Origin of the sequence: Amycolatopsis sp. NPDC058278 (assembly GCF_042881395.1) — a bacterium.
GTDB lineage: Bacteria > Actinomycetota > Actinomycetes > Mycobacteriales > Pseudonocardiaceae > Amycolatopsis.
In genome coordinates this window covers 90,437-104,062 of record NZ_JBHVXZ010000012.1, presented here as the reverse complement: position 1 = coordinate 104,062, position 13,626 = coordinate 90,437, and the positions used below count along the sequence as shown (strand labels likewise).

The following is a 13,626-nucleotide window of genomic DNA, read 5'->3' as shown; positions in this document are numbered from 1 at the left end:
CGCTTCAGCGCAGGTAGTCGCCGTCGCTGAAGTAGTCGTCGTCGCGGCCGTCGTCGGACGACGGGCGCGGCGCGCGCGGCGGCTCCGGCGGTTTCGGCTCTGCGGGCAGCTGTCGCTCCTCTTCCGGCACGAACCGGTCACCTTCGTCGCGCGGCGGAGCGAACCCGTCCGGTTCGGGCGCCGGAAACGCCTGCTCGAGCCGGCTGACCAGCTGGTTCATCACTTCGGGCCCGACCGGGTCGGTGACCCCGGCCTGCATCGCTCCGGCGAGCTTGCTCTGGGCGGACTTGACGGTGCGGAGGATCTCTTCGGCGAGGTCCGGCTTGTCCCGCACGCTCAGGCCGATCTCCAGGCCGACGAGGTTGCCGGCGTGGTCGACCTTCACCCGGATCTGGCCGTCTTTGCTGCGCTCGGAAACCGAGACCACCTCGATCTCGCTGACCATCAGCTCAGCTTTCCGCTGGGACTCCGCCATCCGGGTTTCGAAGTCCGCGATCAGCTGCTCAGGGTTCGACACGCGAACCTCCCCTGTTCACGTCAGTAACCGTACGGCGACCGAGTGTGGCATACCGCCCCGACAGTTTCGGCGGAGTTCCGGTTTTCCCCACCCCTTCCGGGCGGTAAACCCCGTGTTCGCCCTGGTCAACGGCTCGTAGTGTGCTTTTCATGAGCATCTCCGACTGGAAACGGACGATCTACGCGGCCCTCGCGCTGCCCGCGTACCTGGCCGGCCCGAAAGCGCGGCGGCGGCTCGCGCGGCGGTGGCTCGGCGCCGAGCCGAAGCGAGGTGGCTTCGGCGCCGCCGTCGTGGCTTTTCCGGTCGCCCTGCTGGTCTGGTACCTCGTCGGGCGGATCGGGACCTTCGGGTTCTTCTGGACCGAGGCCGGGGCCGCCGGATCGTGGGGTGGGCCCTCGCTGATCGGGGCGTGGGTCGTGCACTTCTTCGCCGCGCTCGGCATGGCCGTCGTGTGCATGTGGGCGTTGCGGCCCCTGACGCGGTGGCAGGTGCGATCGCCTGACCTGGTCGATTCTTCGCACAGCCGGTAACCGGTGGGGTATCGTCCGTGACGCAAGAGGGGAGATCGAACGCGAGGGGAGCGCTGTTCGGTGGGGTTGTTCGGCGACATGCTCGACGCTGCCAAGCACGTCGGGTCGGAGATCGCGCACGCCGTCCAGTCGGGTGGCGAGCGGCTCGGCAACGTCTTGACCGGCGCGGGCGTCGGCCTGCTCGCGGGTGGGCTGCCCGGCGCGGTCGCGGGGGCGTACGTCGGCTCGCAGACCGGCACCGGGGCTGCGAACCCGCAGGCTTCCGGGCTGTCACCCGGCCAGCTGGTGCAGGCCGTGCTGACCGGTCCCGGCACCGAGTCGCTGCAGAAGGTGCACCAGGCGGGCGTCGACCAGTCGGCTTACCAGCGCCAGCTCGAGCAGGGCACGCGTGAACTGACCGCCGGTCTCGAATCCGCGTGGACCGGCGGCGCGTCGGACGCGGCCCGGGAGCGGCTCCAGCCGTTGACGGCCTCGGCGACGTCGGCGTCCACCACCCTGGACCGCAACTCGACGCTGGCCCAGGCGCAGATCGACCAGTTCCACCAGCTGAGGAACTCGCTGCACCCGGACGTCACCGACCAGCCGCCGACACGCAGCGCCTGGGACGTCGCGACACCGTGGGACACCGACACCGAAGACAAGATCAACCAGTACAACCAGAAGGCCCAGGAGAACGTCGAGCGGTACAACGCGTACTCGCAGCAGTCCAGCTCGAACACCGCGGCCCGCACGATCGACTACGGCCAGCTCCGCGAGTACACCGGCGGCGACTTCACGGTGCAGGACCCGAAGAAGCCGGTCGAGCCGCCGGCCCGCAAGCGCACGCAGACCGGTGGTGACGACGACCGGTCGATCGGAACCCAGGTGCAGCCGCCGCCGGCCGTTCACCCGCCGGCCGTTCACCCGCCGGTCGTCGAGCCACCGCCGCCGGGGCAGGTCACGCCGCCAGGGCACGTCACGCCGCCGGGATCGCACACCTCCGGCGTGGACGACAGCGTTCGCGCGCAGAGTTACGTGCCGCCGTCGACGCAGTACCCGCCGGGCTACCAGCCACCGGGCACGGGACCAGGCGGGTTCGGCCCCGGCTCGGGTCCCGGAGGCGGCTTCGGCCCCGGTTTCGGGCCGGGCTTCGGCCCGGGTGGCGGCTTCGGGCCGGGCTCGTCGTCCGGTGCGGGCAGCGGCAGCGGCGCAGGCAACGGTCCCGGATCGGGTGCCCGCGGCCCGGGCTCGGCGAGCGGAGCCGGCGTCCCCGGCGAAGGACGTCCCGGGGCCGCCGGCGGGATTCGCGGCGGCGCGACGGGCAAACCGGGCTCGCCCGGGATGGGCGGCATGGGCCCCGGCGCCAAGGGCGGTAAGGGTGAGGAGGACGCGGAGCACCAGCGCGCGTCGTACCTGGTGGAGGCGGATCCGGAGAGCATCTTCGGTGGCTCCGACGAGCGGACGGTGCCCCCGGTGATCGGGCTGTGATCTTCCTGCCCAAGGCCGCCCTGCTCACCGCGTGGGAGTGGGAACGGCACGGCACGCCGCCCGCGGTCCTGGGCGCCGACAACCTCTGGCTCGGCGGCGAGACCCGCAAGCGGCTCGACGAGCAGGTCCTCGACGTCCTGGCATCGCTCCGGCTCGCCACGGGCGGCACGTTGACGCGCGAATTCCGCGATGTCCTGCGCGTCCTGGCGAAGGGCGCCCACCAGTTCACGGCGTGGCTGGGCGACATCGAAGCGGACGAGTCGGGCGCGGTACTCGTGTCGGCAGCCGGCCCCGACGCGCTCCGGCTCATCCGGAAGGAAGACACGGTCCGGATCGACGCCGTGGAACCGTCGCGGCTCGCGGAGTCGCTGGTGGACGTGCTGCCGCCGGTCCCGCCCGCACGGATTTCGGCGGTCTCGATCCCGGAAGCGCGGTTCTCGGGCCGTGCGGTCGAGGATTCGTACGACCTCGACGACCCGACCGCCGACCGGGGACGGGACCCGTTGCCGTGGGCGCGCCGGCTGATGGCGGCACGGCGGACAGGGCTGCACCAGTGCTACGCCGTGAATCGGGGGACTCGCAGCGCCCCGATCACCGCGGTGGACGTCGCCGGGACCGGGCGGGTGTTGACGTACGTGTACCCGGAGCGCGAGCGGATGGTCAGCTTCCAGCCGGGGACCCGGGGTGCGCTGACCGATGTCCTGTACGCGACCCTGAACGGGTTAGGGGGAGGACGATGACGGGTTCGATGTTCAGCGGAATCAGCTTCTGGGCGACGGACATGCCGAGCGGCGGATCGCAGCCGGCCGGTGGGCAGGGCTTCGCGATGAGCTCGGCCGAAATGCGCGCGACGCTCGAGAAAGCCAAGACTCAACGTGAGGTACTCGCCGAGCAGTTGCGAAAGGCGCGGTACTTGATGCAGGCGAGACCGCCGGCAGAAGAACCTGTCAGCCAAGCGGCGGTGAACGGGCCGAACGGGATCAACGAGGCGGCCGCGTACTACGAAGGCCACCTGCACTACCAGTTCAACTACCTCACGGAGTTGATCCAGAAGTTGCAGCAAGCACTCGGCATCACCGAGGCCGCGGATCAGCAAGCAGCAGACTCGACCAAGACGATCAAGGGGTCGCTCGAATGAGGCGTCATGTTCTCCTGGCCGCCACAGCAGTCACTTTGGGAGCTGCTCTGTTGACGTCGTGCACCGGCAAGACCCCGACGAACGGCACGGCCAGCCCCGCGTCGACCACCGGCGCGGAACTGCCGAACAGCGGGGCACCGAAGGTGGGCAACCCGCTTCCCGCTGCCGCACTGGACGGCAGCCCCTGCGACTCGGCTCTGACGGCCGGACAACTCACGGGGTACCTGGGGCAACCGACCGCGCCGAAGGCGAGCGACACCGAACTGGGCCCCACGTGCGACTGGGCCAGCGCCGCGGGAACGGCAGCCGGAATCCTGGTCGGATACGACACCAAGTCCGGACAAGGACTGAGCCTCACCTACAAGAATGCGAAGCCGAAGGCGAAACGCTGGGTGGACGACCTGGAGCCGATCCAGGGGTATCCGGCGGTGGGTTACGTGGACGCCGGAACGACGGACAACCGTGCCTGCGTGATCGTCGTCGGCGTCGCGGACAACCTCGCGTACTCCGTCTCGCTGAGCATCGGTGACTCGGCGGTCCAGGCCGGCAAGGACGCCTGCCAGCTCGGGCGGGGGGTCGCCGACACCGTGCTGACGAACCTCAAGGCGCGGGCCTGAGCTGCACCTTTTCGTTACGGCGGACATCGCGTTAATGCAAAATCTGTCGTACCAACCACCTAGACTGTTCGGATGAGCCACCCCACCCGCAGGGGTCGCGCGCGTGCGGCTACCGAACAGGACATCCGGCGGACCGCCCGGAAACTGCTCGTCGAGCAGGGGCCGGAGGCGGTCACCCTGCGTGCCATCGCGCGGGAGCTGGGGATCACCGCGCCCGCGCTCTACCGGTACTACGAGTCGCGGGACGACCTCGTGGAAAACCTGCGGCTGGACGTGTGCGCCGACCTGGCCCACGACCTCGCCGAGGAGATCGCCGAACTGCCGGACGACGGGATGCTGCAGCTGTTCGCCATCTGCAAGGGCTTCCGGCGGTGGGCGCTCACCCACACGAAGGAGTTCACGCTGGTTTTCGCGTCGCCGACCGGCGGTGTCGGGTCGACGTCGGGGAGTGCGCTGAGCCGGGTCGACGAGCCGTTCGGGCGGATCTTCCTCGCCGCCGCCGGGCGGGTGCTCGCCCGGCACGACATCGTGCTGCCGTCGGCCAGTGGCGTGCCGGACGAGCTGCGGGACGACCTGAAGACCTTCCAGGAGTCGCTGGTCACCGTGCTCGTGGAGTCCGATCAGGGTGTGCCGGTGGAGAAGATCGACCTCGGCGTGACGTACCTGATGATCCAGTTCTGGGCCCGGCTCTACGGGCACGTCACGCTCGAGGTCTTCGGCAACTACCCGATCCCGATGTCCAAACCGGACGTCCTGTTCGAGGCGATGCTCGCCGACCTCGCGCGGGAGATCGGGCTCTACTCCGGTTAGGCCGCGTGGCCGCCGTCCACGGACAACACCGCCGCCGTCACGTACTCGGCGCCGGGTGAAGCGAGGTAAGCCACCGCCGCAGCCACCTCGGACGGCCTTCCATAGCGGTCGAACGCCGTCAGGGCGCGCTGGTCGGCCGCGAAAGGCCCGTCGGCCGGGTTCATGTCCGTGTCCGTCGGGCCCGGGTGGACCAGGTTGACCGTGATTCCGCGCGGGCCCAGCTCGCGGGCCAACGCCTTGGTCAGGCCGACCATCGCTGCTTTGCTCGTGGCGTACAGCGCCATGCCCGGGCCGGGCACGCGGTCGGTGACGCAGCTGCCGATCGTGATCACGCGGCCGCCGTCGGCCAGGACACCGACCGCCGCCTGGGTGGCCGCGAACACGCCGCGGACGTTCACCGCCAGCACGCGGTCGACGTCCTCCAAAGAAGTTTCGCCGAACGCGCCCACGAACCCGACGCCCGCGTTGTTCACCAGCACGTCCAGCCGGCCGAACTCCGCGACGGTCGCCGAAACCGCCGCCGACACCGCGGCGGCGTCGGCCGAATCCGCCTGGATCGCCAGCGCGCGGCGGCCGAGGTGCTTGATCTGCTCGACCACCTCGGCCGCCCGCGCGGCGTTGTGCACGTATGTCAGCGCGACGTCCGCGCCGTCCTCGGCGAGCCGCAGTGCGGTGGCCGCTCCGATGCCCCGGCTGCCGCCCGTCACCAGTGCCACCTTGCCGTCGAGGGTCATCCCCGGTTCTCCTTCGATCGAACGGTTTTCCTTGACCGTTCAATCAAATCGGGGATGACCGCCGACTACTGGCGTCTTTCCGCCCTCGCGTTAGAGGACGATGTTGACCAGCCGGCCGGGCACCACGATCACCTTGCGCGGCGAGCCGTCGCCGACCATCGCCGCGACCTTCTCGTCCGCCAGCGCCGCCGCCTGGACCTCGTCGGACGACGCGGAAGCCGGGACCGTCACCCGGGAGCGGACCTTGCCGTTGACCTGGATCGGGTACTCGACCGAGTCCTCGACCAGGTACTTCTCGTCCACCACCGGGAAGGGGCCCTGCACCAGCGAATCCACGTGCCCCAGCCGGCGCCACAGCTCCTCGGCCAGGTGCGGGGCCAGCGGCGCCAGCATCAGCACCAGCGGCTCGGCCAGCTCACGCGGCGTCGAAGCGGCCCCGCCGTACACCTTGGTGACGTGGTTGTTCAGCTCGATCAGCTTCGCGCCGGCGGTGTTGAACCGCATCTCCGCGTAGTCCTCGCGGACGCCCGCGATGGTCTTGTGCAGCACCTTGCGGTCCGCCTCCGAAGCGTCCTCAGTGGACACCCGCAGCTCGCCGGTCGTCTCGTCGACGACCAGGCGCCACAGCCGCTGCAGGAACCGGTGCGCGCCGACGACGTCCTTGGTCGCCCAGGGGCGGGACATGGCCAGCGGGCCCATCGCCATCTCGTAGAACCGGAACGTGTCGGCGCCGTAGTTCTCGGCCATCTCGTCCGGCGTGACGACGTTCTTCAGGCTCTTGCCCATCTTGCCGTACTCCTGGGTGACCTCTTCGCCGTCGAAGAAGTACTTCCCGTCGCGCTCCTCGACCTGCTCGGCCGGGACGTACACGCCGCGCGCGTCCGTGTATGCGTACGCCTCGATGTAGCCCTGGTTGAACAGCTTCCGGTACGGCTCCTTGGACGTCACGTGGCCCAGGTCGAACAGCACCTTGTGCCAGAACCGCGAGTACAGCAGGTGCAGCACCGCGTGCTCGACGCCGCCGACGTACAGGTCGACGCCGCCGGTGTCGTCCGCGCCGTACTCGCCCGGGCGCGGGCCCATCCAGTACTGCTCGTTCTCCGGTGCGCAGAACGTCTCCGAGTTCGTCGGGTCCACGTAGCGCAGCTGGTACCAGCACGAACCCGCCCAGTTCGGCATCGTGTTGATGTCGCGGCGGTAGGTCTTCGGGCCGTCGCCCAGGTCCAGCTCGACCTCGACCCAGTCGGTGGCGCGGGCCAGCGGCGACGACGGCATCGAGTCGCGGTCCTCGGGGTCGAACGTCACCGGCGAGTAGTCGGCGACCTCGGGCAGCTCGATCGGCAGCATCGACTCCGGAATGGCGTGGACTTCGCCGTCCTCGTCGTAGACCACCGGGAACGGCTCGCCCCAGTAGCGCTGGCGCGAGAACAGCCAGTCGCGCAGCTTGTACTGCACGGTCCCGGTGCCGGCGCCCTTCTCGGTCAGCCAGTCGATGATCGTCTTCTTGGCCTCGGCGACGTCCATGCCGTCCAGGAAGCTCGAGTTGATCGCCGGGCCGTCACCCGTGTACGCCTTGCCGTCGAAGCCTTCCGACGGCTGGACCGTCCGGATGATCTCCAGGCCGAACTTCTCGGCGAACTCCCAGTCGCGGACGTCCTGGCCGGGCACGGCCATGATCGCGCCGGTGCCGTAGCCCATCAGCACGTAGTCGGCGACGAAGATCGGGATCTGCTTGTCGTTGACCGGGTTCGTCGCGTACGCGCCGGTGAAGACGCCGGTCTTCTCCTTGTTCTCCTGCCGGTCCAGCTCGGACTTCCGCGACGCGGCGACGCGGTACTCCTTGATCGCCTCGGCGGGCGTCGCCGCACCACCGGTCCACCGGGAGTCGACGTCGGCGGGCCACTCGGCCGCGGTCAGCTTGTCGACCAGCGGGTGCTCCGGCGCCAGCACCATGTAGGTGGCGCCGAACAGGGTGTCCGGCCGGGTCGTGAAGACCTCGATGCCGTCGTCACCGGAGGAGAACGTGACGCGGGCGCCGTGCGAACGGCCGATCCAGTTCCGCTGCATGGACTTGACCTTCTCCGGCCAGTCCAGCAGGTCCAGGTCGTCGACCAGGCGATCGGCGTACGCGGTGATCCGCATCATCCACTGCCGCAGGTTGCGGCGGAAGACGGGGAAGTTGCCGCGCTCGCTGCGGCCGTCGGCGGTGACCTCTTCGTTCGACAGAACGGTGCCCAGGCCCGGGCACCAGTTGACCGGCGCTTCGGAGATGTACACCAGGCGGTGGTCGTCGATGATCGTCTTGCGCTCGGCCGCGCTCAGCGACGCCCAGTCCTGGCCGCCCGGGACCGGCCGCGATCCGTCGGCGAACGCGGCCTCCAGCTCGGCGATCGGGCGCGCCTTGCCCGCGTCGGTGTCGTACCAGCTGTTGAAGATCTGCAGGAAGATCCACTGAGTCCAGCGGTAGTACTCGGGGTCGATCGTGGAGATGCGACGGCGTTCGTCGTGGCCCAGGCCCAGGCGCCGGATCTGGCGCAGGTAGGTCCGGATGTTCTCCTCGGTCGTCTTGCGCGGGTGCTGCCCGGTCTGGACCGCGTACTGCTCGGCCGGCAGGCCGAACGCGTCGAAGCCCATCGTGTGCAGCACGTTCCGCCCGATCATCCGGTGGTACCGGGCGAAGACGTCGGTGCTGATGAAGCCCAGCGGGTGCCCGACGTGCAGGCCGGAGCCCGACGGGTACGGGAACATGTCCTGGACGAACAGCTTGTCGCTGGGCACCGGCTGCCCCTCGACGGCGAGCGGCCCGACGGGGTTGGGCGCGTGGAAGGTGCCCTGGTCGGCCCAGTGGTCCTGCCAGCGCTGCTCGATCTGACCCGCCAGCGCGGCCGTGTAGCGGTGCGCCGGGACGTCAGTCCCTGTCGCCTCAGTCATGCCGTCTTCCTTCGTCGGAGCTGGTCCAGAAACAACTCGACCCCTCAGCCACCAGGGCATGAGGGGTCGCCACGCCGGCCAGGCCGGGCCTGGTCAGCGCGGCAGGCTAAGGAGCAGCCGAGCCGCGTTCATACGTTCATCTTAACTTGCTGGTCAAAGCCGTTCCGCGGGGACCGCCAGTGCAACGAACTGGGTGACCTGGGTCGCGGAGAAGTTGTTGTCGCTGACCAAGATCAAGCTGCGCTCGCCGTTCGGCAGCTTCGGCCCCCAGGTCATGCCCTCGAGGTTGTCTACTGTGGACAGCCCGAGGGCGGCCGCGTCGAAGAGGAACCGCTTCTTCACCGGCTTGACGTGCTTCGCGTCGGCGAGGGATTTCACGTTCAGGACGTTCGTCGCGCCCGTCGTGTCGATCTCGTAGACGCGCACCTTGTTGCCGACGCCGGTGCTGAACGAACGCTCCATCATCAGGAACTTCGCCGGGTCGGCCTGGTCGACGGCCAGCATCGAGGAGACGCCGGTCGTGGCGAACGCCGTCGACGGCACGGGCGCGGCGAACAGCGGCTCCTGCGGGTAGGCGTACTGGGCGAGGACCGGCCCGAAGCGCGACTGCAGGGTGATCCGCGACAGCGCGCCGGTGGTCGTGGTCGGTTCGGGGCCGTCCTGCAGCAGCGGGCCCTCGACCTCGCTGGCCAGCAGCGAACCGAAACCGGTGAACGTGATGCCCTCGAGCACCAGATTCTGCCGCGGGCCCGCCGTCGGCGTCATCTTTTCGTTGGCGGGGATCGGCAGGTCGCGGACGTATTCGCCGTCACGGCGCGCCTCGCGGATCGACGGGTCGATCAGCGTCGTCGCCGTCCGCTCACCCTCCTGCGACCAGTAATAGTCGCCGGTCCACGGGTCGACGCGCAGTTCTTCGGGGTCGATCGTCTGCTCGTTCTGCGGCTTCGACGGGTCGTTCTGCGCGAGCGGCGGGTACGGCGTGCCATCCGGGCGCAGCAGCGGCTTCGTGCCGGTGAAGGTGACCGGGCCGACACCGTTCGCCGACACCGGGAACGTCGCCGTGTAGAACCGGGCGGGGTTGATTGCCGACCGGTCGTCGCAGATCAGCGCGTAGCCGCCGGTCCGCGGGTCGTAGTCGATGCTGGACAGGCCGCCGACCGTCGTGCCCTGGAACTGCAGGGCGTTGGGGACGATCTGTTCGCCGAGCAGCCGAATCGGCCGCTGGTGACTCTCGGTCGCCTCGGCCGGCGCCGCGGCGAGGATTCCCCCGATCAGGGCGGCGGTCAGGACGGTGGGCAGTACACGCGGTGACATGGCCTGTAGCACAGTCGATCAGGGTATCCGGCAGGTTGCCGGGACGTCACGCTTATCCTTGACCCCGTGTTCGCTATCGCGCTGGTTCCGGTCGTGCTGGGTCTGCTCGTCGGTTTTGGTGGGTTTCTCGGGTTCCGCGAGCGCTTGACGCGCGAGGGCGGCACCGGGGTGCGCACGGAAGCGGCGTTGCGCAGCGAAGAAGCCTTCAAGCTGGCCAACCGCGTCGCGGGCCTGCCGACCATGGCCGGAGGCGCGATCGCCGTGCTCACCGGGCTGGCCGGGCTGGCCATGCCGACGACCGGCGGCCTGATCTCCGCCGCGCTCGCGGGAGTGCTCGCGATGCTGGTGCTGGTCATGGGTGGTGGCGTGCTCGGCAACCGGGCCGCGCTGACCGTGCCCGCCCCGGCTCCGGCGGCGCCGGCCGGCTGCAGCGGCTGCGCGTGCGGCGCCGGCGGCTGCGGCGTCTTCAAGAAGGAAGAGGCCTAGTTCCGCTGGAGGTCGCCCGGATGGGTGGCCAGCAGCGCGAGCGGGATGCCCTGCCGACGCAGGACCTGGCTCCACAGGTCGCCGTCCGGTGAGGCCAGGATGTCGCTCGGCAACGCGGGCACGATGACCCAGTCGTCGCGCTCGATCTCGCCGGCCAGCTGCCCGGAGTCCCAGCCCGCGTAGCCGGCGAACACGCGCACACCGCGGACCTTCGGCACCAGCGCCTCGGGATCGGTGTCCAGGTCGACCAGCGCGACCGGCCCGCGGACCGCGATCACCCCCGGCACGCTCGCCGCCGTCTCGCCGGTACGCAGCGCGGCCAGGCACAACGCGGTCTTCTTCTCGACCGGGCCGCCGACGAACACCGCCTGCGGCTCGGCGACGTGCCCGCCCCAGTTCGGCAGCACGTCGTGCACGGCGACATCACTCGGCCGGTTCAGGACCACGCCGAGCGTGCCCTCGTCGCGATGATCGATGACGAACACCACGGTCCGCCGGAAGTTGGGGTCGACCATCGTGGGGGCGGCGACCAGGAGCGTTCCCGGTTCAACCTCGGCGTCCGCTGGCACGCGACCCATGATCCCACCCTTGGCCCGGCGAATGACTTCGGCTCGGGAACAATCGCCCCAACAGCCTCGTTTGAAACATGTGGCCGGCGCACTCCGTGTCCCCCGGGCTCACTGAAGAACCGCCTTTGTGGAATACCGTCCGGCTGGAGCCACACTGCGCATAGCCGCCGAGAGGCGACCTCAGTGCGTCGGCCACCCTCTACTCTTGCCTCGTGACGATCAGCGCTCGGACGGCGACAGTGCGAAGAGGCCCTCGGGAGCTGCTCAAGGATCCCGACTTCCGGCGGCTGCTGTTCACCCGCTTCGCCGCCAGCTGGGGCGATGGCGTCTTCCGCGCGGGTCTTGCCGGAGCCGTTCTGTTCAACCCCGAGCGCGCCGCCGACCCCCTGGCCATCGCGGGCGGGTTCGCCGCGCTGCTGCTGCCGTATTCGGTCGTCGGCCCCTTCGCCGGTGCCCTGCTGGACCGCTGGGACCGCCGTCGCGTCCTGATCTTCGCGAACCTTCTGCGGGGCCTCGCGATCGTCTGCGCGTCCGCCGCAGTCGGATTCGGATTCGGCGGAGTCGGCCTGTTTTCGCTGGCCCTGGCCGCGGAAGGCATCTCCCGCTTCATCGGCTCGGGGCTCTCGGCGTCACTGCCGCACGTCGTGGAGGAAGAGAGCGTCGTGACGGCGAACGCCTTCGCCACGACGCTCGGCTCGGTGGTCGCCGTCATCGGCGGTGGTTGCGCGATCGGGTTGCGGGCGCTGTTCGGCAGCAACGACATCGGATCGGCCGAGACGACCGTGTTCGCCGTCCTCGGCACCTTGGTCTCGGCGTTCATCGCGCGCGGCTTCGCCCGGGGCGTGCTCGGGCCGACGGTGGTGGACGAGCCGCCGAACGCGGTGCTGGCCGTTGCCCGGGGGCTGGCGGACGGTGCCCGGCACGCGTGGCGCGCGCCCAGCGTCACCGCCGGGTTCATCGCGCTGTTCGCGCACCGGGCGTCGTTCGGGGTATCGCTTCTGGTCACCGTGCTGCTGATGCGCAACTACTTTGCCGACCACGGCGTCTTGCGCGCCGGCCTGCCCGGGCTGGGGCAGATGGCGGTGCTCGCCGGAGCCGGGCTGCTGCTCGCCGGCCTGCTGACCGCGCGGCTGATCCGCCGGTTCGGCCGGCTGCGCGCGGTGCTCGGTTCGCTGCTGCTCGCCGCGATCGCGCAGTCCGCGCTGGGCCTGCCGATGGTGCTGCCGCTCGCGCTGGCCGCGTCGTTCGTGATCACCGGCGCGGGGCAGGTGCTCAAGCTCTGCGTCGACTCGTCGATCCAGCTCGACGTCGCCGACGAAGCCCGCGGCCGGGTGTTCGCGCTGTACGACACGCTGTTCAACATCACGCAGGTGGCGGCGGTTTCGCTGGGCGCGCTGGTCGTGCCGGACGACGGCCGGTCGCCGGGCCTGCTCATCGCCGCGACGGCCTGCTACCTCGTCGGCGGAGCGGGGTACGTGCTCGCCCGGCGGCGTGCGATTCGCTGACGCAAACACCCGAACCGGTCACGGTCACTGCTCCATTGGCATTAGGGTGACGGCAAGTCATTAGTAGGTTCGAGGGACACCGGGGGCACCTGTGACCACCGCGGGCGACGACCGTGCACGGCTCGAAGCACGGAATGCCGCGATGAAGGACCAGATGGACACCCTCCTGGAGAACTTCGAGCGGCAGACAGCGCAGCTGCGTGACGCCCAGACCGCGGCCGCCGAAACCACCGCCCAGGTCAGTTCCCCCGACGGGCTGGTCCGCGCCACCATCGACGCCGGCGGCAGCCTCGCGAAACTCGAATTCGCCCCGAACACCTTCGAGCGCACAACACCCGCGCAGCTCGCGAACACCGTCCAGTCGCTGGTGCGCCAGGGATCGATGCAGGTCAAGCAGAAGATCGCGGACCTGATGGCGCCGATCACCGAGGGCCTGCCCGACCTCGCCGACCTGGTCGAGGGGGCGCCGTCGCTGGCCGGCCTGGTGCCGCCGATCCCGGAGTTCGTCGCGGAAGAAGCGCCGGCCCCGCGACCGGAGTCGTTCGAGGACGGCGGGTCGATCCTGCGCAACGAGCAGCCGCCGGTCCCCGCGCCCAAGCCGGCCCCCAAGCGCGTCCGCCCGCCGCGTGACGAGGAGGACGAGCCACCGTCGTCCTGGATGACGAGGGGCGACTGATGCCGGATGGGGGTTCCGGGTTCACCGCGGAGCCGGACGCGGTCCTGCGCGCGTCGAACGGCCTGGTGACGGCGGCCGACGCGCTCGACAACGCGGCGAAGGCACTGCAGTCCGCCCTCGCGGCGCAGGGTGAGTGCTGGGGCGGCGATGACTCCGGCAAGGAGTTCGCCAAGGATTACGTGCCGGGCGCGCAGGGCGCCGTCGAAGGCTTCACCAACCTCGTGGCGGGGTTGCGGGGGATGCAGCAGAACGTCGCCAAGTCGATGAAGGCCCTTTCGGGCGCCGACGAAGACGTGACGTCGCAGCTCGGCAAGGGGCAATGACGCGTGGGT

At 70.0% G+C, this 13,626-nt stretch carries 15 protein-coding genes; 10 read left to right on the top strand and 5 right to left on the bottom strand.

The window, feature by feature from the left end; genetic code table 11:
* Window positions 1-4: 4 nt before the first annotated feature.
* The gene (locus tag ACFVYA_RS08785) at window positions 5-517 is read right to left on the bottom strand and encodes a YbaB/EbfC family nucleoid-associated protein (RefSeq protein WP_387043805.1); all 513 of its coding nucleotides are present in this window, start codon (window positions 515-517) and stop codon (window positions 5-7) included.
* Between the two features lie 149 nt (window positions 518-666).
* On the opposite strand from ACFVYA_RS08785, the gene ACFVYA_RS08780 reads away from it, so the two are divergent.
* From ACFVYA_RS08780 to ACFVYA_RS08755, 6 genes are all read left to right on the top strand, one after another.
* Window positions 667-1,047 (top strand): hypothetical protein, encoded by a 381-nt coding sequence (locus ACFVYA_RS08780; RefSeq protein WP_285987466.1) that lies wholly within the window; start codon window positions 667-669, stop codon window positions 1,045-1,047.
* A gap of 60 nt (window positions 1,048-1,107) precedes the next feature.
* The gene (locus ACFVYA_RS08775) at window positions 1,108-2,514 is read left to right on the top strand and encodes a hypothetical protein (protein ID WP_387043803.1); all 1,407 of its coding nucleotides are present in this window, start codon (window positions 1,108-1,110) and stop codon (window positions 2,512-2,514) included.
* Window positions 2,511-3,254, top strand: coding sequence for an ESX secretion-associated protein EspG (locus tag ACFVYA_RS08770; protein WP_387043801.1), 744 nt, complete (start codon window positions 2,511-2,513; stop codon window positions 3,252-3,254). The genes ACFVYA_RS08775 and ACFVYA_RS08770 overlap by 4 nt, the downstream gene beginning before the upstream one ends.
* The gene (locus ACFVYA_RS08765; protein ID WP_387043799.1) at window positions 3,251-3,652 is read left to right on the top strand and encodes a hypothetical protein; all 402 of its coding nucleotides are present in this window, start codon (window positions 3,251-3,253) and stop codon (window positions 3,650-3,652) included. Before ACFVYA_RS08770 ends, ACFVYA_RS08765 begins: the two co-directional genes overlap by 4 nt.
* A 50-nt stretch (window positions 3,653-3,702) precedes the next feature.
* Window positions 3,703-4,269 carry a DUF3558 domain-containing protein gene (locus tag ACFVYA_RS08760; RefSeq protein WP_387043797.1) on the top strand — a complete coding sequence of 189 codons (567 nt, stop codon included), beginning with the start codon at window positions 3,703-3,705 and terminating at the stop codon, window positions 4,267-4,269.
* A gap of 72 nt (window positions 4,270-4,341) precedes the next feature.
* Window positions 4,342-5,079: a TetR/AcrR family transcriptional regulator gene (locus ACFVYA_RS08755; RefSeq protein WP_387043795.1), complete on the top strand. Its 738-nt coding sequence runs from the start codon at window positions 4,342-4,344 to the stop codon at window positions 5,077-5,079.
* Here ACFVYA_RS08755 and ACFVYA_RS08750 read toward each other — a convergent pair.
* The 3 genes from ACFVYA_RS08750 to ACFVYA_RS08740 all read right to left on the bottom strand — a co-directional run bounded on the left by ACFVYA_RS08750 (window position 5,076) and on the right by ACFVYA_RS08740 (window position 10,058).
* Window positions 5,076-5,813, bottom strand: coding sequence for an SDR family oxidoreductase (locus ACFVYA_RS08750; protein WP_387043793.1), 738 nt, complete (start codon window positions 5,811-5,813; stop codon window positions 5,076-5,078). The genes ACFVYA_RS08755 and ACFVYA_RS08750 overlap by 4 nt on opposite strands.
* A gap of 90 nt (window positions 5,814-5,903) precedes the next feature.
* On the bottom strand, window positions 5,904-8,744 hold the full coding sequence (gene leuS / locus ACFVYA_RS08745) for a leucine--tRNA ligase (RefSeq protein WP_387043791.1): 2,841 nt from the start codon (window positions 8,742-8,744) through the stop codon (window positions 5,904-5,906).
* A 153-nt stretch (window positions 8,745-8,897) separates the two neighbouring features.
* Window positions 8,898-10,058, bottom strand: a complete 1,161-nt coding sequence (locus ACFVYA_RS08740; protein ID WP_387043789.1) for an esterase-like activity of phytase family protein — start codon at window positions 10,056-10,058, stop codon at window positions 8,898-8,900.
* A gap of 66 nt (window positions 10,059-10,124) precedes the next feature.
* On the opposite strand from ACFVYA_RS08740, the gene ACFVYA_RS08735 reads away from it, so the two are divergent.
* Window positions 10,125-10,544: an SdpI family protein gene (locus ACFVYA_RS08735; RefSeq protein WP_364578571.1), complete on the top strand. Its 420-nt coding sequence runs from the start codon at window positions 10,125-10,127 to the stop codon at window positions 10,542-10,544.
* Here ACFVYA_RS08735 and ACFVYA_RS08730 read toward each other — a convergent pair.
* Entirely contained in the window at window positions 10,541-11,122 is a 582-nt protein-coding gene (locus tag ACFVYA_RS08730) for a YqgE/AlgH family protein (protein ID WP_387043786.1), read from the bottom strand. The genes ACFVYA_RS08735 and ACFVYA_RS08730 overlap by 4 nt on opposite strands.
* 230 nt (window positions 11,123-11,352) lie before the next feature.
* Between ACFVYA_RS08730 and ACFVYA_RS08725 the strand changes: the two genes are divergently transcribed.
* The 3 genes from ACFVYA_RS08725 to ACFVYA_RS08715 all read left to right on the top strand — a co-directional run bounded on the left by ACFVYA_RS08725 (window position 11,353) and on the right by ACFVYA_RS08715 (window position 13,617).
* A complete protein-coding gene (locus ACFVYA_RS08725; protein ID WP_387043851.1) occupies window positions 11,353-12,618 on the top strand; it encodes an MFS transporter in 1,266 nt (421 codons plus the stop codon).
* Window positions 12,619-12,760: 142 nt separating this feature from the next.
* Window positions 12,761-13,294: a YbaB/EbfC family nucleoid-associated protein gene (locus ACFVYA_RS08720; protein ID WP_387043784.1), complete on the top strand. Its 534-nt coding sequence runs from the start codon at window positions 12,761-12,763 to the stop codon at window positions 13,292-13,294.
* Window positions 13,294-13,617, top strand: a complete 324-nt coding sequence (locus ACFVYA_RS08715; RefSeq protein ID WP_387043783.1) for a WXG100 family type VII secretion target — start codon at window positions 13,294-13,296, stop codon at window positions 13,615-13,617. The genes ACFVYA_RS08720 and ACFVYA_RS08715 overlap by 1 nt, the downstream gene beginning before the upstream one ends.
* The last annotated feature ends 9 nt before the right edge of the window (window positions 13,618-13,626 follow it).